We start from the raw sequence: 18,722 nt of genomic DNA, 5'->3' as shown, positions 1-18,722 counted from the left end.
ACGATCTCGCGGCTCGTGTCGGCGCGCCCCTGGTGTTGCGCGGCGTCGGAGTCCGGCGGGTCGCCGCCGACCGCGGCGTTCCGATCGAGCTGCTCACCGACAACGTCGAGGAGCTCGTCTCCCGCGAAGACGTCGACATCGTCGTGGAGTTGATGGGGCCGGTGGAACCGGCGCGAAAGGCCATCCTGCGCGCGCTCGAGCACGGCAAGTCGGTCGTCACCGCGAACAAGGCGCTGCTGGCGACCTCCACCGGGGAGCTGGCGCAGGCCGCCGAAAACGCCCACGTCGACCTGTATTTCGAGGCCGCGGTCGCGGGCGCCATCCCGGTCATCCGCCCGCTCACCCAATCGCTGGCGGGGGACACGGTGCTGCGGGTCGCCGGCATCGTGAACGGCACCACCAACTACATCCTGTCCGCGATGGACAGCACCGGCGCCGACTACGACACCGCCCTGGCCGAGGCGAGCGCACTTGGCTACGCCGAGGCCGACCCCACGGCCGACGTCGAAGGCTACGACGCCGCGGCCAAGGCCGCGATCCTGGCGTCGATCGCCTTCCACACCCGGGTGACCGCCGACGACGTCTATCGCGAGGGCATCACCAAGATCACCCCGGCCGACTTCGCCTCCGCGCGGTCGTTGGGTTGCACCATCAAGCTGCTGTCCATCTGCGAGCGCGTCACCACCGAGGACGGTCAGGAACGGGTGTCGGCCCGCGTCTACCCGGCGCTGGTGCCGCTGTCGCATCCGCTGGCCACGGTCAACGGCGCGTTCAACGCGGTCGTGGTCGAGGCCGCGGCGGCCGGGCGGCTGATGTTCTACGGTCAGGGCGCGGGCGGCGCCCCCACCGCGTCCGCGGTCACCGGCGACCTGGTGATGGCCGCCCGCAACCGGGTGCTGGGCAGCCGTGGGCCGAAGGAATCCAAGTACGCCCAACTTCCTGTCGCCCCAATGGGTTTGATCTCCACCCGCTACTACGTCAGCATGAACGTCGCCGACAAGCCGGGTGTGTTGTCCACGGTGGCGGCCGAGTTCGCCAAGCGTGAGGTGAGCATCGCCGAGGTTCGCCAGGAGGGCGTGGTGGACGAAGGCGGGCGGCGGGTGGGAGCCCGCGTCGTGGTCGTCACCCACAGCGCCACCGATGCCGCGCTCTCCGAAACCGTCGACGCGCTGGCGGATCTGGATGTCGTGCAGGGCGTCACCAGTGTGCTGCGACTGGAAGAGACCGGCCGATGAGCGTCCCGCGCACCGCCGTGCACCAGCCGTGGCCGGGGTTGATCGCCGCGTACCGGGACCGCCTGCCGATCGGCGATGACTGGACGCCGGTCACCCTCCTCGAAGGCGGCACCCCGCTGATCGCGGCGACGCGCCTTTCCGAGAAGACCGGCTGCACGGTGCATCTCAAGGTCGAGGGCCTCAATCCGACCGGCTCGTTCAAGGACCGGGGCATGACCATGGCGGTCACCGACGCACTGGCGCGCGGCCAGCAGGCCGTGTTGTGCGCGTCGACCGGCAACACCTCCGCGTCGGCGGCGGCGTACGCCGCCCGCGCCGGCATCACCTGCGCGGTGCTCATCCCGCAGGGCAAGATCGCGATGGGCAAGCTGGCACAGGCGGTCATGCACGGCGCCAAGATCATTCAGATCGACGGCAACTTCGACGACTGCCTGGAATTGGCCCGCAAGATGGCCGCCGACTTCCCGACGATCGCGTTGGTCAACTCCGTCAACCCCGTACGCATCGAGGGCCAGAAGACGGCGGCGTTCGAGATCGTCGACGCGCTGGGCGCCGCGCCGGACGTGCACGCCCTCCCGGTCGGCAACGCGGGCAACATCACCGCGTACTGGAAGGGCTACACGGAATACCACCACGACGGCGTGATCGACAAGCTGCCCCGCATGCTGGGCACCCAGGCGGCCGGCGCCGCGCCCCTGGTGCACGGCGCTCCGGTCAGCCACCCGGAAACGATCGCGACCGCGATACGCATCGGTGCGCCCGCGTCGTGGGCGGCCGCGGTCAACGCGCAGCAGCAGTCCAACGGCCGGTTCCTGGCCGCCACCGACGACGAGATCCTGGCCGCGTACCACCTGGTGGCCGAGAGCGAGGGCGTGTTCGTCGAACCCGCGTCGGCGGCCAGCATCGCCGGTCTGCTCAAGGCCGTCGACGACGGTTGGGTGGCGCGCGGGTCGACGGTGGTGTGCACGGTGACCGGCAATGGCCTCAAGGACCCGGACACGGCGCTGAGGGATATGCCCACCGTGTCCCCGCTGCCCGTCGATCCGGTGCTCGTCGTCGAGAAGCTGGGGCTGGCGTAAGAAATGACGTCCCAGATGCTGCCCGCCGGGCTGGTGGCAAGCTCCGTGGTGTCGGCGTCCAGCGCCAACCTGGGTCCCGGTTTCGACAGCATCGGCCTGGCGTTGCGTCTCAGCGACGAAATCGTGGTGGAGACAACCGATTCCGGGCTGGAAGTGCTGGTCGAGGGCGAGGGCGCCGCGCAGGTGCCCCGGGGCCCCGAACACCTGGTGGTGCGCGCCATCGAATGCGGGCTGCGGGCCGCGGGCGTCCGGGCCGCGGGCCTGGTGGTCCGCTGCCGCAACGCCATCCCACACTCCCGCGGTCTTGGCTCGTCCGCGGCGGCCGTGGTCGGCGGCCTGGCGGCGGCGAACGGCCTTGTCGCGCAGTGTGATTCGAAACCGCTGAGCGACGCGCAGCTGATTCAGCTGTCCTCGGAGTTCGAGGGCCACCCGGATAACGCCGCCGCCGCCGTGCTGGGCGGTGCGGTGGTGTCCTGGATCGACGCCTCCGGTGACCGGCCACGGTATGCGGCGGTGCCGCTGCGGCTTCACCCCGACATCCGCCTGTACGCGGCCACACCCCAGCAGCGTTCCCTGACCGCGGAGACCCGGGTGCTGCTGCCCGCCCAGGTGAGTCACGACGATGCGCGGTTCAACGTCAGCCGCGCCGCCTTGCTGGTGGTAGCGCTGACCCAACGCCCGGACCTGCTGATGCCGGCCACCGAAGATGTGCTGCATCAACCCCAGCGCGCCCCGGCGATGCCCGGTTCCGCGGAATATTTGCGCCTGTTCCGGCGTCATAACGTGTCAGCGACACTTTCCGGGGCGGGTCCAGCACTGATTGCGCTCAGTACAGCGCCGGAGTTGCCCTCGGAAGTGGTGGAGTACGGGGCCGCCAATGGATTTGCCCTCACTGAGATGACCGCCGGCGAAGGAGTTCGCTGGAGCCCGGGCGTCACAGTCTCCGGTTGATCCACAGCGTGGCCGGAGGGTTTGCTTGCTTCCAACAAAGATGCGGGCTATCCTCGGTTCCGTCCAGCAATCGCAGCATCTGCATCTGCATCCATACTGCCTTGCCGCTAGGACACACCAATTCTTCTCGTGAACGAGGTTCGCCGCTTACTCCGCCGACTAAGGCGATCACCGTTGCACAGTCGATATTTGGGCGCACTCGGCGATTTGCTGAATGCAACGAAACCCCCGGATGACCTGTTCAGCGGGGGAAGAAAGGAAATCCGTGACCGATACGGACCTGTTCACGGCTGACGCGAGCACCGACAGCAATGAGGTGTCGAACGCCGTGACCCCAGACACATCCGACGGCAAAATCAATGCCCCTGTTGGCTCCCTGTCCACCATGGTGCTTCCCGAACTGCGCGCGCTGGCTAACGAAGTCGGCGTCAAGGGGACGTCGGGCATGCGCAAGAACGAACTCATCGCCGCCATAAAGGAAATCAGGGGACAGTCCAACGGGACTTCCGCCCCCGCGGCCCCCGAGGAGAGCGGCAAGTCCGACACCGCCGCCCCCGAAGCGCCGGCCGGCGAGGACCACCAGAACGGTTCGACCACCGAAGCGCCCCGACGCGAACGGCGCAGCGCCTCCCGCGAGCCCGGCGCCGCCCGCGGCGGCGACGACTCCGACGGCGAACGCACACGCAATCGTGAGGGCGGGGCCGCCGGCGAGGGGGGCACCCGTCAGGGCGGCAAGCGTGACTCCCAGGGTGAGGAGCGCGGCCAGGATTCCGGCGGCGACCAGAGCGGGGATCAGCAGGGCTCGGGCGGCCAGCAAGGTCGAGGCGGCTCGAACCAGCAAAACCAGCAAGACGACGACGGCGAGGGCCGTCAGGGCCGCCGTGGGCGCCGCTTCCGCGATCGCAGACGCCGCGGTGAGCGGTCCGGCGAAGGGGGCGACACCGAGCTGCGCGAGGACGACGTCGTCCAGCCGGTCGCCGGCATCCTTGACGTGCTCGACAATTACGCGTTCGTCCGCACCTCCGGTTACCTGGCCGGTCCGCACGACGTCTACGTCTCGATGAACATGGTGCGGAAGAACGGCCTGCGCCGCGGCGACGCGGTGACCGGCGCGGTCCGCGTGCCCAAGGACGGCGAACAGCCCAACCAGCGGCAGAAGTTCAACCCGCTGGTCCGCCTGGACAGCGTCAACGGCGGTCCGGTCGAGGACGCGAAAAAGCGCCCCGACTTCAGCAAGCTGACGCCCCTGTACCCCAATCAGCGGCTCCGTCTGGAGACCACCCCGGATCGGCTGACCACCAGGGTCATCGACCTGATCATGCCGATCGGCAAGGGCCAGCGCGCCCTGATCGTGTCCCCGCCCAAGGCGGGTAAGACGACGATCCTGCAGGACATCGCCAACGCGATCACCCGCAACAACCCGGAATGCCACCTCATGGTCGTGCTTGTCGACGAGCGGCCCGAAGAGGTCACCGACATGACCCGCTCGGTCAAGGGCGAGGTCATCGCCTCCACTTTCGACCGGCCGCCGTCGGACCACACGTCGGTCGCCGAGCTGGCGATCGAACGCGCCAAGCGGCTCGTCGAGCAGGGCAAGGACGTCGTGGTGCTGCTTGACTCGATCACCCGCCTCGGCCGCGCCTACAACAACGCGTCACCCGCGTCGGGCCGGATCCTGTCCGGTGGTGTCGACTCCACCGCCCTGTACCCGCCGAAGCGATTCCTGGGTGCGGCACGAAACATCGAGGAAGGCGGATCGCTGACGATCATCGCCACCGCGATGGTCGAGACCGGCTCCACCGGTGACACGGTCATCTTCGAGGAGTTCAAGGGCACCGGTAACGCCGAGCTCAAGCTGGACCGCAAGATCTCCGAGCGACGGGTCTTCCCGGCGGTCGACGTGAACCCCTCCGGTACCCGCAAGGACGAGCTGCTGCTATCGCCGGACGAGTTCGCGATCGTGCACAAGCTGCGCCGCGTGCTGTCGGGCCTGGACTCGCACCAGGCCATCGACCTGCTGATGTCCCAGCTGCGCAAGACGAAGAACAACTACGAGTTCCTGGTGCAGGTCTCCAAGACCACGCCGGGATCGATGGACAACGACTAGCTGGCGGTGGACCGGTCGGTCACGACACATAAACCACGAACAGGACACGCCCACAGACCCCGCAATGGTTTATGTCTCGCGGCAACCGCCGGCCATAGCCGCCGCCCCGCCCCAGCCACGGGAATGCCACAGCGAACCCCGTTGTTTTGGGGGACAGTGGTTGACCTGGCATAATCGACGCTCGACAAGATCGAAGAGGACAGCATGAAATCTGACATTCACCCCGCTTACGGGGAGACCACCGTGCACTGCGGGTGCGGAAACACCTTCACCACCCGCAGCACCAAGCCCGGCGGCAACATCGTCGTCGAGGTGTGCTCGCAGTGCCACCCCTTCTACACCGGCAAGCAGAAGATTCTGGACAGCGGCGGCCGGGTGGCGCGCTTCGAGAAGCGATACGGCAAGCGCAAGGGTGCCGCGGCGGACAACACCGACAAATAGCTGCATTGCCGACGCCCGAACTGTGCACGAAGCACAGGCCGGGCGTCGGTTTGCGTTTGCGGCAATGGGATGCGGCTGAACGGGGCAGGAGGTGAGAGGTGACGCAGCCGATGCAGACGATTGACGTGCTGCTGGCCGAACACGCCGAGCTCGAGCAACGGCTGGCGGATCCCGACCTGCACAGCAATCCCGCCGAGGCGCGCAAGGCCGGTCGCCGGTTCGCCCGGTTGGCCCCGATCGTCGCCACTTATCGCAAGCTGGAGTCGGCGCGCGGCGATCTGGAGACCGCGCGGGAATTGGCCGCCGACGACGACTCTTTCGCCGACGAGGTGACCGAACTCGAGTCGCGGGTCGCCGAATTGGACACCCAATTGACCGACATGCTGGCCCCGCGCGACCCGCATGACGCCGACGACATCGTGCTCGAGGTGAAATCCGGTGAGGGCGGCGAAGAATCCGCATTGTTCGCCGCGGACCTGGCCCGGATGTACATCCGCTACGCCGAGCGACACGGCTGGAACGTCACCGTGCTGGACGAGACCACGTCGGATCTCGGCGGCTACAAGGACGCGACGCTGTCCATCGCCAGCAAGGGTGACTCCGCCGACGGGGTGTGGTCGCGAATGAAGTTCGAGGGTGGGGTGCACCGGGTGCAGCGCGTCCCGGTGACGGAATCCCAAGGCAGGGTGCACACTTCGGCGGCCGGCGTGCTGGTCTATCCCGAGCCCGAAGAAGTGGGTGAGGTCCAGATCGACGAGTCGGATCTGCGCATCGACGTGTACCGCTCGTCCGGCAAGGGCGGGCAGGGTGTGAACACCACCGACTCTGCGGTCCGCATCACGCACCTGCCCACCGGGATCGTGGTGACCTGCCAGAACGAACGCTCGCAACTGCAGAACAAGACGCGCGCGTTGCAGGTGCTGGCCGCTCGCCTGCAGGCCCTGGCCGAAGAACAGGCGCTGGCCGACGCGTCGGCCGATCGAGCCAGCCAGATTCGGACCGTGGACCGCAGCGAACGAATCCGCACCTACAACTTTCCGGAGAACCGGATCACCGACCACCGGATCGGTTACAAGGCGCACAATCTCGATCAGGTGCTCGACGGGGACCTCGACGCGATGTTCGATGCGTTGGGCGCCGCCGACAAACAATCCCGGCTGCAACAGGCATGAGTGCCGTGCGGCGCGCGATCGATTCCGCTGCGGCGACGCTCGCCGAAGCGGGGATCGCCTCCGCCCGCTGGGATGCCGAGGAGCTGGCCGCGCACGTGACGGGAACCGAGCGCGGCCGGCTGGCCCTGCTCGATTCGCCCGGCGACGACTTCTTCAGCCGCTACCGCGATGTCGTGGCCGCGCGCTCGCGGCGGGTGCCGTTGCAGCATCTCACCGGGACGGCCGCGTTCGGGCCGCTGATGCTGCAGGTCGGCCCCGGCGTCTTCATACCGCGCCCGGAAACCGAAGCCCTCTTGGCGTGGATCAGCCAACAACGCCTCCCTTCCCGGCCCGTGATCGTCGACCTGTGCACCGGATCCGGCGCGTTGGCGGTGGCGCTGGCTCAGTTGAACCCTGGGGCACGGATCATCGCCGTCGACGACTCGGAGGCCGCCCTCGAGTTCGCGCGCCGCAACGCGGCGGGCACGGCGGTCGAACTCGTGCGGGCCGACGTCACCGTGCCCCGCCTCCTGCCGGAACTGGACGGCGGTGTCGACGTGGTGGTGGCCAACCCGCCCTACGTCCCCGACGTCGCACCCGTGGAACCTGAAGTGGCCCAACATGATCCACACCACGCCGTGTTCGGCGGCCCGGACGGGATGGCGGTGATCGGCCCGATCGTCGAGCTGGCCGGGCGCTGGCTGCGTCCGGGTGGCGTCTTCGCCGTCGAACACGACGACACCACCTCGGCGGAGACCGTCGAATTGGTCCGCAGGACAGCGCTTTTCGGAGAAATCGCGAAGCGTAAAGACCTGGCCGGCCGGCCGCGATTCGTGACGGCCCGAAGGAGTGGCGCCGGTGAGTGAAGTCTTCGACTGCGCCGATCCCGACCGGCGTGCGCGCGGAATCGCCTCGGCGGCGGGCGCCATCAAGGGTGGCCGCCTGGTCGTCATGCCGACGGACACCGTGTACGGCGTCGGCGCCGATGCCTTCAACAGCGCCGCCGTGACGGCCCTGCTCTCCGCGAAGGGCCGCGGCCGGGACATGCCGGTCGGCGTGCTGGTCGGCTCCTGGCACACCATCGAGGGCCTGGTCTACACCATGCCGGGCGGGGCCCGCGAGCTGATCCGCGCGTTCTGGCCGGGCGCGCTGAGCCTGGTGGTGACGCAGGCGCCGTCGCTGCAATGGGACCTCGGCGACGCCCGCGGCACCGTGATGCTGCGGATGCCGCTGCACCCGGTGGCCATCGAGCTGTTGCGCGAGGTGGGACCCATGGCGGTATCCAGCGCGAACGTTTCCGGCCGCCCGCCTGCGGTCGACGCCGGCGAGGCCCGAGAACAGCTCGGCGACCTCGTCGACGTCTACCTCGACGCGGGACCGGCCGAGCAACAGGCCGCTTCGACGATCGTCGACCTGACCGGTGCCGCCCCGCGCATCCTGCGACCCGGTCCGGTGAGCGCCGCACGGATCGCCGAAGTGCTCGGAGTGGATCCCGAAAGCCTGACCGCCCAGGCCTGACCGGAGCGGTTCTGTCGTTGCCAGGTTGGTGCAGTACGGTCTCGACGTGTCCAGCGACCCGGCCAGCGACGTAGCCAACCTCGCCAATGGCCTGCTCGCCCTGGCTGACCGCGGCGCCGGTGTCCCGCTGCGCGAGCTTGCCCTCGTGGGGCTGACCGCCGCGATCATCACGTACTTTGCGACCGGTCCCGTGCGGGTGCTCGCCACCCGGCTCGGGGCCGTCGCCTATCCGCGGGAACGCGACGTGCACGTGACCCCGACCCCGCGCATGGGCGGGCTGGCGATGTTCCTCGGTGTCATCTCGGCCGTCTTCCTGGCGTCGCAGCTTCCTGCGCTGACCCGCGGCTTCGTCTATTCGACGGGCATGCCGGCGGTGCTGGTGGCCGGCGCGGTGATCATGGGCATCGGGCTCATCGACGACCGCTGGGGCCTGGACGCCCTGACGAAGTTCGCCGGCCAGATCACCGCAGCCAGCGTGCTGGTCACCATGGGCGTGGCCTGGAGCGTCCTCTACATCCCGATCGGCGGAGTCGGCACCATCGTGCTGGACCAGGCGTCGTCGATCCTGCTCACGTTGGCGCTGACGGTGTCCATCGTGAACGCGATGAACTTCGTCGACGGGCTGGACGGACTGGCGGCGGGGCTCGGGCTGATCACCGCGCTGGCGATCTGCATGTTCTCGGTCGGCCTGCTGCGCGACCACGGCGGTGATGTTCTCTTCTATCCGCCCGCCGTGATCTCCGTGGTGCTCGCGGGGGCCTGTCTGGGATTCCTGCCGCACAACTTTCACCGCGCCAAGATCTTCATGGGTGATTCCGGTTCGATGCTGATCGGCCTGATGCTCGCCGCCGCCTCGACCACCGCCGCCGGCCCCGTCTCACAGAACGCCTACGGAGCGCGCGACGTGTTCGCCCTGTTGTCACCTTTCCTGCTGGTGGTCGCGGTCATGTTCGTGCCGATGCTGGATTTGCTGCTGGCGATCGTGCGCCGTACCCGCGCGGGCCGCAGCGCGTTCAGCCCCGACAAGATGCACCTGCACCACCGCCTGCTGCAGATCGGCCATTCCCACCGCCGCGTGGTGCTGCTGATCTACCTCTGGGTGGGCATTGTCGCGTTCGGAGCGGCCAGCACGATTTTCTTCAATCCGCGCGACACCGCCGCGGTGATGCTGGGCGCCATCGTGGTCGCCGGCATCGCGACCGCGATCCCGTTGATGCGCCGGCGGGAAGAGTACGAAGACGACGACTACGACAGCTAGTAGTAGTGGGGTTCGCCGTATGGTACGGTGCAGGTAGAAGCCCAAAAAGCCGCACAGATTGCCGGTCCGTCGGACGCCGTTTCGATCGGGTCGGCTGAGGACTCGCGTCGGGTGATACCCCTTGGGTGGATCCACTGTGACGTGCGATACGCTCGGCGGGCCACCGATCAGTCGGTCGGGGGACTCCCGCTCTACCAACTTGGGATTGAGGTGCTGCAGTGACGACACCAGCGCAGGACGCGCCGTTGGTGTTCCCCTCTGTTGCGTTCCGACCGGTCCGCCTGTTGGTGCTCAGCATCGCCGTCACCGCGGCGGCCGTCGTCGCCGCCGGACTGACCGGTCACCTCATGGTCGGGGTGTTCTTCGGCGTCGGGTTGCTGCTTGGTTTGCTCAATGCCCTTCTGGTGCGTCGTTCCGTCGCGTCGATCACCGCCAAAGAGCATCCGATGAAAAGCACGATGGCGCTGAATTCGGCCACCCGGCTGGCCGTCATCACCGTCATCGGGCTGGTCATCGCCTACATCTTCCGGCCCGCGGGCCTGGGCGTCGTGTTCGGCTTGGCGCTGTTCCAGATCTTGCTGGTGGCATCGACGGCTCTTCCGGTCTGGAAGAAGCTGCGCGCCGGCGACTGGGCAGACGACGCGGGCGGCGCGCTGGCGGGATCGGAAGGAACGGAAGGAAAGAACGGCACCGATGACTGAGACGACGTTCCTGGCCGCCGCGATCGAGGTTGGCGAGCACAACCAAGCCAAGTGGCTCGGGTTGACCGTCAACACCGACACGATCCTGTCGACCGCGATCGCCGCGGTGATCGTCCTGGCGCTTGCCTTCTTCCTGCGCGCGAAGATCACGTCGACCGGCGTCCCCAGCGGTGTGCAGTTGTTCTGGGAAGCCATCACCGTCCAGATGCGCGATCAGATCGAGAGTGCGGTCGGGATGCGGATCGCGCCATTCGTATTGCCTTTGGCCGTCACCATTTTCGTGTTCATTCTGATCTCCAACTGGCTGTCGGTGCTTCCGCTGCAATACACCGACAAGTCCGGGCACACCACCGAGTTGCTGAAGTCCGCGGCCGCAGACATCAACTACGTTCTGGCCCTGGCGCTGTTCGTGTTCGTCTGCTACCACGTGGCGGGCATCTGGCGCCGCGGCATCGTCGGCCACCCGCTCGCCGTGCTCAAGGGCCACGTGGCGTTCCTGGCGCCGATCAACCTGGTCGAAGAGCTCGCCAAACCGATCTCGTTGTCGCTCCGACTTTTCGGCAACATCTTCGCCGGCGGCATCCTGGTCGCGCTGATCGCGCTCTTCCCCCCGTACATCATGTGGGCGCCCAACGCGATCTGGAAGGCTTTCGACCTCTTCGTCGGGGCGATCCAGGCGTTCATCTTCTCGATCTTGACGATCCTCTACTTCAGCCAAGCCATGGAGATCGAGGAGCATCATGACTGAGACCATCATGTATTGCTTTGTCCCACACACCATTACAGAGGCCTGGTAGACCACTACCAGCTATCAAGGAGGATAAGAATGGCTCTGGACCCCCAAGTCGCTGCCGCTGCGCTCATCGGCGGTGGACTCATCATGGGCGGTGGCGCGATCGGCGCCGGTATCGGTGACGGTATTGCCGGTAACGCGCTGGTCTCCGGCATCGCCCGCCAGCCCGAGGCGCAAGGTCGGCTGTTCACGCCGTTCTTCATCACCGTTGGTCTGGTCGAGGCCGCGTACTTCATCAACCTGGCCTTCATGGCGCTGTTCGTCTTCGCCACACCCGTCGGCACCTAATTCGCTGTGATGGGTGACGCGAGTCTGAGCGTTCTGGCATCCAGCCAGGTGATGGCCGAGGGAGGCAACAACTTCCTCGTTCCCAACGGCACGTTCTTCTTTGTGCTGGCCATCTTCCTGATCGTGCTGGCCGTCATCGGCACCTTCGTGGTGCCGCCGGTCATGCGGGTGTTGCGCGAGCGCGACAACATGGTTGCCAAGACGGCCGCCGACAACAAGAAGGCGACCGAGCAGTTCGACGCCGCCAAGGCTGACTATGAGGAAGCCCTGACGGAGGCCCGGGTCCAGGCGTCGTCGTTGCGCGACAACGCCCGCGCCGAAGGCCGTAAGGTGGTCGAAGACGCGCGCGCCCGTGCCGAGCAGCAGGTGATGTCGACGTTGCAAATGGCATCCGAACAATTGAAGCGGGAAAGAGACGCCGTGGAACTGGATTTGCGCGCCAACGTGGCGGGCATGTCGGCGAAGCTGGCCAGCCGGATCCTCGGCGTCGAGGTGGCTCCGGCCACCACGGCCGCGTCCGCAACCGGGAAATCTGGACGGTAATCGCGCATGTCGACTTTCATCGGGCAGTTGATCGGATTCGCGGCCATCGTGCTTCTGGTCGTGCGGTACGTCGTGCCGCCGGTGCGTCGTCTGATGGCTGCTCGCCAGGAGGCCGTGCGCCAGCAGCTGAAAGACTCTGCGGCAGCGGCGGATCGGCTGAAAGAGTCGACCACGGCCCACAGCAACGCCGTGGAATCCGCCAAGTCCGAAGCCGAACGGCTCGTCGAAGAAGCCCAAACCGACGCCGGGCGCATCGCCGAGCAGTTCCGGATCCAGGCCGACGCGGAATCCGAACGCATCACCACGCAGGGCGGCCGCCAGGTCGAACTGCTGCGGACACAGCTCAGCCGCCAGCTCCGCCTGGAACTCGGCCACGAGGCGGTACGCCAGGCGGGCGAGTTGGTGCGGAACTATGTCGCGGACCCGGAACAGCAGTCCGGCACCGTCGATCGGTTCCTGGACGACCTCGAAGCGATGGCCCCGGCGCCCGCCGAGGTCGAGTACCCACTGTTGGCAAAGATGCGCTCCGCCAGTCGGGTGGCAGTGGCCGGCCTGGCGGAGCGGTTCGGCGACATCGCCAAAAACCTTGACAACAAAGCGCTTTCCACCCTCTCGTCGGAGCTTGTTTCGGTCGCCGAAATGCTGGACCGGGAGATCGTCGTCACCCGGTACTTGACCGTGCCCGCCGAGGACGCGGCCCCCCGCGTCCGGCTGATCGAGCGGCTGGTCTCCGGCAAGGTTTCCGACGCCACGCTCGACGTCCTGCGTCTGGCCGTGTCGGAACGCTGGTCGGCCAACTCCGATCTGGGCGACGCGATCGAGCACATCTCGCGGCAGGCGTTGCTCGAAGTCGCCGAACGGGAGAACAAGGTCGACGACGTCGAAGACCAGCTCTTCCGGTTCGCCCGCATCCTGGACGCGCAGCCGCGACTCGCCATCCTGTTGGGCGACTACGGCGTGCCCGTGGAAGGCCGGATCGACCTGCTGCGCAAGGTGCTTGACAGCGCCAGCGGCAGGGTCGACCCGATCGTCGTGGCGCTGCTGACCCAGACCGTCCAACTGCTGCGGGGCGAGTCGGCCGAGGAGGCCATCCAGTTCTTGGCGAAAGTCGCGGTGGCACGCCGCGGCGAGATCGTCGCGCAGGTCAGTGCGGCCGCCGAACTCAGCGACGCCCAGCGGTCTCGCCTCACCGACGTGCTCGGCCGCATCTACGGCCATCCGGTGACGGTGCAGCTGCAGACCTCCGAGGAGCTGCTGGGCGGCCTGCTCATCTCCGTGGCGGACGAAGTGATTGACGGGACACTCGCTTCGCGCCTCGCCGCTGCCCAGGCCCAATTGCCCGACTGACCCAACCACTCCCCATAACCACACGCGAACCACGATCAAGTAGGAAGACGAAAAGCCATGGCCGAGTTGACAATCTCCGCTGATGACATCCAGAGCGCCATCGAGGAGTACGTAGGCTCTTTCACCTCCGACACCTCCCGCGAAGAGGTCGGCACCGTCGTCGAGGCCGGGGACGGCATCGCGCACGTCGAAGGCCTGCCCTCCGTCATGACCCAGGAACTGCTCGAGTTCCCGGGCGGGGTCCTGGGCGTCGCGCTGAACCTCGACGAGCACAGCGTCGGCGCGGTGATCCTGGGTGACTTCGAGAAAATCGAAGAGGGCCAACAGGTCAAGCGCACCGGCGAGGTGCTGTCCGTTCCCGTCGGCGACGCCTTCCTGGGGCGCGTCGTCAACCCACTCGGTCACCCCATCGACGGTCGCGGAGACATCGACACCGACATTCGCCGCGCGCTGGAGATCCAGGCGCCGTCGGTGGTGCAGCGGCAAAGCGTGAGCGAGCCGCTGCAGACCGGCATCAAGGCCATCGACGCGATGACCCCGATCGGTCGCGGCCAGCGGCAGCTGATCATCGGCGACCGCAAGACCGGCAAGACCGCCGTCTGCGTCGACACCATCCTCAACCAGCGCGAGAACTGGGAGAGCGGCGACGAGAAGAAGCAGGTCCGCTGCGTGTACGTGGCGATCGGCCAGAAGGGCACCACGATCGCCTCGGTCCGGCGGGCGCTCGAAGAGGGCGGCGCGATGGACTACACCACCATCGTCGCGGCCCCGGCTTCCGACTCCGCCGGCTTCAAATGGCTTGCGCCGTACACCGGTTCGGCGATCGCCCAGCACTGGATGTACGACGGCAAGCACGTGCTGATCGTGTTCGACGACCTGAGCAAGCAGGCGGAGGCGTACCGCGCGATCTCGCTGCTGCTGCGCCGTCCGCCGGGCCGCGAGGCCTACCCCGGTGACGTGTTCTACCTGCACTCGCGCCTGCTGGAGCGCTGCGCGAAGCTCTCCGATGACCTCGGGGGCGGCTCGCTTACCGGTCTGCCGATCATCGAGACGAAGGCCAACGACATCTCGGCCTACATCCCGACCAACGTCATCTCGATCACCGACGGGCAGTGCTTCCTGGAATCCGATCTGTTCAACCAGGGTGTGCGTCCCGCCATCAACGTCGGTGTGTCGGTGTCCCGCGTGGGTGGTGCGGCTCAGATCAAGGCCATGAAAGAGGTCGCCGGCTCGCTGCGTCTGGACCTGTCGCAGTACCGCGAGCTGGAATCGTTCGCGGCATTCGCCTCGGACCTGGACGCGACGTCGAAGGCGCAGCTCGAGCGCGGCGAACGGCTGGTCGAGCTGCTCAAGCAGCCGCAGTACCAGCCGATGCCCGTTGAGGAGCAGGTGGTTTCGATCTTCCTGGGTACCGGCGGTCACCTGGACTCGGTGCCCGTGGAGGACGTCAGGCGCTTCGAAACCGAACTGCTGGACCACATGCGGGCCTCGGAAGAGAACTTCCTGGCCGGCGTCCGCGACAGCGGCAAGCTCTCCGAAGAGGGCGAGAACCAGCTGACCGAGATCATCAACAACTTCAAGAAGGGCTTCGCGGCCACCGGCGGCGGCTCGGTGGTGCCCGACGAGCACGTCGAGCCCCTGGACGAAGAAGACCTCGAAAAGGAGTCGGTCCAGGTCAAGAAGGAGAAGCCGAAGGACAAGAAGGACGCCAAGAGCGGCTCCGGCAAGGACAAGAAGTAGCTAACAATGGCTGCCACACTTCGCGAACTACGCGGCCGGATTCGCTCGGCGGGGTCGATCAAGAAGATCACCAAGGCCCAGGAGATGATCGCGACGTCGCGCATCGGCAAGGCGCAGGCCCGGCTCGAAGCGGCCAGGCCCTACGCCTTTCAGATCACCTCGATGCTGACCACGCTGTCGTCCGAAGCCGCCCTGGACCACCCGTTGTTGGTCGAACGGGAAGAACCCAAGCGGGCCGGCGTCCTGGTGGTGTCCTCCGATCGTGGGCTGTGCGGCGCCTACAACTCGAGCATCTTCCGCCGGTCCGAGGAGCTGTTCTCCCTGTTGAGGGAGGAAGGCAAGACCCCGGTCGTATACACGGTTGGCCGGAAGGCGCAGAACTACTTCAAGTTCCGCAACTGGGACATCACCGACTCGTGGACCGGCTTCTCCGAGCAACCCAAGTACGAGAACGCCGCGGAGATCGCCGAAACCCTGGTCGAGACGTTCATGAAGGGCGCCGGTGACGACGAGTCGGCCGACGATCAGGGCGTCGACGAACTGCACATCGTCTACTCGGAATTCAAATCGATGATGTCGCAGGCCGCGGTGGCCCACCGCATCGCTCCGCTGGTCGTCGAGTACGTCGAGGACACCGAGGAACTGCACACGTTGTACTCGTTCGAGCCGGACGCGACAACGCTTTTCGAGTCGCTGCTGCCGCGGTACGTGACGACCCGCGTCTACGCCGCGCTGCTCGAATCGGCGGCGTCGGAGCTCGCGTCGCGCCAGCGGGCGATGAAGTCCGCGACCGACAACGCGGATGACCTGATCAAGGAACTGACGCTGATGGCGAACCGCGAGCGGCAGGCTCAGATCACCCAAGAGATCAGCGAAATCGTCGGTGGTGCAAACGCACTCGCCGACGCTCAGTAGCACACGAGGAAGAGAAGAAGAATATGGCTGCTACTACTGGAACCGCAGAGAAGACCGACAAGTCCACCAAGTCCGAGACCAGCGGCCGCGTGGTGCGGATCACCGGCCCCGTGGTCGACGTCGAGTTCCCGCGTGGATCCGTACCGGAACTGTTCAACGCCCTCAACGCGGAGATCACGTTCGAGGAACTCAAGAAGACGCTCACGCTGGAGGTCGCACAGCACCTCGGCGACAACCTGGTCCGCACGATCTCGTTGCAGCCCACCGACGGGCTGGTCCGTGGCGTCGAGGTGACCGACAGCGGTAAGCCGATCTCGGTGCCGGTCGGCCAGGACGTCAAGGGCCACGTCTTCAATGCGCTGGGCGACTGCCTGGACAAGCCGGGATACGGCGAGGACTTCGAGCACTGGTCGATCCACCGCAAGCCGCCGGCGTTCGAGGAGCTCGAGCCCCGCACCGAGATGCTCGAGACCGGGTTGAAGGTCGTCGACCTGCTCACCCCGTACGTGCGTGGCGGCAAGATCGCGCTGTTCGGCGGTGCCGGCGTGGGCAAGACCGTGCTGATCCAGGAGATGATCAACCGTATCGCCCGGAACTTCGGTGGTACTTCGGTTTTCGCCGGCGTCGGCGAGCGCACCCGCGAGGGCAACGACCTGTGGGTCGAGCTCAAAGAGGCCGACGTGCTCAAGGACACCGCGCTGGTGTTCGGTCAGATGGACGAGCCGCCCGGCACCCGTATGCGGGTGGCCCTGTCGGCGCTGACGATGGCCGAGTGGTTCCGCGACGAGGCCGGCCAGGACGTGCTGCTGTTCATCGACAACATCTTTAGGTTCACCCAGGCCGGATCCGAGGTCTCCACGCTGCTCGGCCGGATGCCGTCCGCGGTGGGTTACCAGCCCACGCTGGCCGATGAGATGGGTGAGCTGCAGGAGCGCATCACCTCGACGCGGGGCCGCTCGATCACCTCGATGCAGGCCGTCTACGTGCCCGCCGACGACTACACCGACCCCGCGCCGGCAACCACGTTCGCCCACCTGGACGCGACCACCGAGCTGTCGCGTTCGGTGTTCTCCAAGGGCATCTTCCCGGCGGTGGACCCGCTGGCGTCGAGCTCGACCATCCTGGACCCGAGTGTGGTCGGCGACGAGCACTACCGCGTCGCTCAGGAAGTCATCCGAATCCTGCAGCGGTACAAGGACCTTCAGGACATCATCGCCATCCTCGGTATCGACGAGCTGTCCGAAGAGGACAAGCAGCTGGTGCAGCGCGCGCGGCGCATCGAGCGGTTCCTCTCGCAGAACATGATGGCGGCCGAGCAGTTCACCGGCCAGCCGGGTTCCACCGTGCCGCTGAAGGAGACCATCGAGGCGTTCGACCGACTGTCCAAGGGCGACTTCGACCACATCCCCGAACAGGCCTTCTTCCTGATCGGCGGCCTGGACGACCTGGCCAAGAAGGCCGAAGGCTTCGGCGCCAAGTTGGACTCCTGAGGACCGAGCGCTAAGGCTCTGAAAGGCTCTGTGGCATGGCCGAATTGAACGTCGAGATAGTCGCCGTCGACCGCAAGATCTGGTCGGGTGAGGCAACGTTCTTGTTCACCCGCACCACCGTCGGCGAGATCGGCATCCTGCCCCGGCACATCCCGGTCGTCGCCCAGTTGGTCGACGACGCGATGGTGCGCGTCGAGCGCGAAGGCGAAGACGATCTGCGGGTCGCCATCGAAGGCGGGTTCCTGTCGGTCACCGAGGAGACGGTGACCGTGTTGGCCGAGTCCGCCGCGTTCGAGTCCGAGATCGACGAAAGCGCCGCCAGGGAGGATTCGGAGTCCGACGACCCCCGGATCGCGGCGCGGGGGCGCGGCAGGTTGCGCGCCGTCGGCGCGATCGACTAGCCGCCTCGGACAAGACGATGAGCGCGCCCATGGTCGGCATGGTCGTGCTCGTTGTCGTCCTTGCGGGCGCGGTTGTCGCGCTGAGCTATCGGTTGTGGAAGCTGCGCCAGGGCGGCACCGCGGGGATCATGCGCGACATTCCCGCGGTCGGGGGCCACGGCTGGCGGCACGGCGTGATTCGTTACCGCGGCGGTGAGGCCGCGTTCTACCGGCTCTCCAGCCTGCGGCTGTGGCCGGACCGGCGGCTCAGCCGCAGGGGAGTGGAGATCGTGGCGCGGCGCGCACCGCGCGGGGACGAGTTCGACATCATGACCGACGAGATCGTCGTGGTGGAGCTGCGTGACACGACGCAGGACCGCAGGACCGGCTACGAGATCGCCCTGGACAAGGGCGCTTTGACGGCGTTCCTGTCGTGGCTGGAGTCCCGCCCGTCGCCGCGCGCCCGTCGTCGCAGCGTCTAGGGCTTGGCGCCAAGCTAACTCGCGCTGGGCGCGCCGCCACCGGGTTTCCAGAGCACGTCGCCGTCGGGGTTCGCCGCGCGCGCCAGGATGAAAAGTAGATCCGAAAGGCGGTTCAGGTACTTCGCCGGCAGGACGTTGACCTGCTGCGGCGCGGCGTCGATGGCCGCCCACGCCGACCGTTCCGCGCGACGGACGATCGTGCGGGCGACGTGCAGCAGCGCCGAAAGCGGCGAACCACCAGGCAGCACAAAGGAATTCAGCGCCGGCAGCTTCTCGTTATATTTGTCACACCAGCCCTCGAGC

General features: G+C 67.1%; 19 protein-coding genes and 1 pseudogene. 19 read left to right on the top strand and 1 reads right to left on the bottom strand.

The annotated features are described in order from the left end of the window. From A5704_RS20650 to A5704_RS20560, 19 genes are all read left to right on the top strand, one after another. Window positions 1-1,235: homoserine dehydrogenase (locus A5704_RS20650; protein ID WP_067781128.1), on the top strand; the 1,235-nt coding region annotated here is incomplete at its 5' end. After that, complete coding sequence (gene thrC, locus A5704_RS20645) at window positions 1,232-2,314, top strand: threonine synthase (protein ID WP_067781125.1); 1,083 nt, start codon at window positions 1,232-1,234, stop codon at window positions 2,312-2,314. The genes A5704_RS20650 and thrC, both read left to right, overlap by 4 nt. Before the next feature lie 3 nt (window positions 2,315-2,317). Beyond that, the gene (gene thrB / locus A5704_RS20640) at window positions 2,318-3,265 is read left to right on the top strand and encodes a homoserine kinase (RefSeq protein WP_197508520.1); all 948 of its coding nucleotides are present in this window, start codon (window positions 2,318-2,320) and stop codon (window positions 3,263-3,265) included. Window positions 3,266-3,530: 265 nt separating this feature from the next. After that, window positions 3,531-5,372: a transcription termination factor Rho gene (gene rho / locus A5704_RS20635; RefSeq protein ID WP_067781122.1), complete on the top strand. Its 1,842-nt coding sequence runs from the start codon at window positions 3,531-3,533 to the stop codon at window positions 5,370-5,372. A 204-nt stretch (window positions 5,373-5,576) separates the two neighbouring features. Beyond that, the gene (rpmE, locus tag A5704_RS20630; RefSeq protein WP_067747706.1) at window positions 5,577-5,813 is read left to right on the top strand and encodes a 50S ribosomal protein L31; all 237 of its coding nucleotides are present in this window, start codon (window positions 5,577-5,579) and stop codon (window positions 5,811-5,813) included. Window positions 5,814-5,911: 98 nt separating this feature from the next. Then, on the top strand, window positions 5,912-6,985 hold the full coding sequence (gene prfA / locus A5704_RS20625) for a peptide chain release factor 1 (protein ID WP_067747708.1): 1,074 nt from the start codon (window positions 5,912-5,914) through the stop codon (window positions 6,983-6,985). Beyond that, window positions 6,982-7,830 carry a peptide chain release factor N(5)-glutamine methyltransferase gene (prmC, locus tag A5704_RS20620; protein ID WP_067747710.1) on the top strand — a complete coding sequence of 283 codons (849 nt, stop codon included), beginning with the start codon at window positions 6,982-6,984 and terminating at the stop codon, window positions 7,828-7,830. The genes prfA and prmC overlap by 4 nt, the downstream gene beginning before the upstream one ends. Beyond that, on the top strand, window positions 7,823-8,482 hold the full coding sequence (locus tag A5704_RS20615; RefSeq protein WP_067747766.1) for an L-threonylcarbamoyladenylate synthase: 660 nt from the start codon (window positions 7,823-7,825) through the stop codon (window positions 8,480-8,482). Before prmC ends, A5704_RS20615 begins: the two co-directional genes overlap by 8 nt. 28 nt (window positions 8,483-8,510) lie before the next feature. Continuing rightward, complete coding sequence (locus tag A5704_RS20610; RefSeq protein ID WP_067747712.1) at window positions 8,511-9,740, top strand: glycosyltransferase family 4 protein; 1,230 nt, start codon at window positions 8,511-8,513, stop codon at window positions 9,738-9,740. A gap of 218 nt (window positions 9,741-9,958) precedes the next feature. Continuing rightward, window positions 9,959-10,441, top strand: a complete 483-nt coding sequence (locus A5704_RS20605; RefSeq protein ID WP_067747714.1) for an ATP synthase subunit I — start codon at window positions 9,959-9,961, stop codon at window positions 10,439-10,441. Further along, window positions 10,434-11,189, top strand: a complete 756-nt coding sequence (gene atpB, locus A5704_RS20600; protein WP_067281249.1) for a F0F1 ATP synthase subunit A — start codon at window positions 10,434-10,436, stop codon at window positions 11,187-11,189. The genes A5704_RS20605 and atpB overlap by 8 nt, the downstream gene beginning before the upstream one ends. A gap of 84 nt (window positions 11,190-11,273) precedes the next feature. Continuing rightward, window positions 11,274-11,522, top strand: a complete 249-nt coding sequence (locus tag A5704_RS20595) for a F0F1 ATP synthase subunit C (RefSeq protein WP_024636915.1) — start codon at window positions 11,274-11,276, stop codon at window positions 11,520-11,522. Window positions 11,523-11,531: 9 nt separating this feature from the next. Beyond that, the gene (locus tag A5704_RS20590; protein WP_067747716.1) at window positions 11,532-12,065 is read left to right on the top strand and encodes a F0F1 ATP synthase subunit B; all 534 of its coding nucleotides are present in this window, start codon (window positions 11,532-11,534) and stop codon (window positions 12,063-12,065) included. Between the two features lie 6 nt (window positions 12,066-12,071). Beyond that, window positions 12,072-13,412, top strand: coding sequence for a F0F1 ATP synthase subunit B/delta (locus A5704_RS20585; protein ID WP_067890771.1), 1,341 nt, complete (start codon window positions 12,072-12,074; stop codon window positions 13,410-13,412). Between the two features lie 57 nt (window positions 13,413-13,469). After that, a complete protein-coding gene (gene atpA / locus A5704_RS20580; protein WP_067747720.1) occupies window positions 13,470-15,152 on the top strand; it encodes a F0F1 ATP synthase subunit alpha in 1,683 nt (560 codons plus the stop codon). A gap of 6 nt (window positions 15,153-15,158) precedes the next feature. Continuing rightward, on the top strand, window positions 15,159-16,067 hold the full coding sequence (locus A5704_RS20575; RefSeq protein WP_067747722.1) for a F0F1 ATP synthase subunit gamma: 909 nt from the start codon (window positions 15,159-15,161) through the stop codon (window positions 16,065-16,067). Between the two features lie 23 nt (window positions 16,068-16,090). After that, on the top strand, window positions 16,091-17,557 hold the full coding sequence (gene atpD / locus A5704_RS20570; RefSeq protein WP_067747724.1) for a F0F1 ATP synthase subunit beta: 1,467 nt from the start codon (window positions 16,091-16,093) through the stop codon (window positions 17,555-17,557). Between the two features lie 35 nt (window positions 17,558-17,592). Then, window positions 17,593-17,958, top strand: a complete 366-nt coding sequence (locus tag A5704_RS20565; RefSeq protein ID WP_067747732.1) for a F0F1 ATP synthase subunit epsilon — start codon at window positions 17,593-17,595, stop codon at window positions 17,956-17,958. 17 nt (window positions 17,959-17,975) lie between these two features. Then, complete coding sequence (locus A5704_RS20560; protein ID WP_067747734.1) at window positions 17,976-18,419, top strand: DUF2550 domain-containing protein; 444 nt, start codon at window positions 17,976-17,978, stop codon at window positions 18,417-18,419. Between the two features lie 14 nt (window positions 18,420-18,433). On the opposite strand, the pseudogene A5704_RS20555 reads toward A5704_RS20560, so the two are convergent. Beyond that, a pseudogene (locus tag A5704_RS20555) lies at window positions 18,434-18,722 on the bottom strand (ATP:cob(I)alamin adenosyltransferase); the annotation flags it as partial.

It is taken from the genome of Mycobacterium sp. E735 (assembly GCF_001666955.1).
GTDB lineage: Bacteria > Actinomycetota > Actinomycetes > Mycobacteriales > Mycobacteriaceae > Mycobacterium.
The sequence above is the reverse complement of the archived record's forward strand: the minus strand, read 5'-3'. Positions and strand labels throughout refer to the sequence as shown.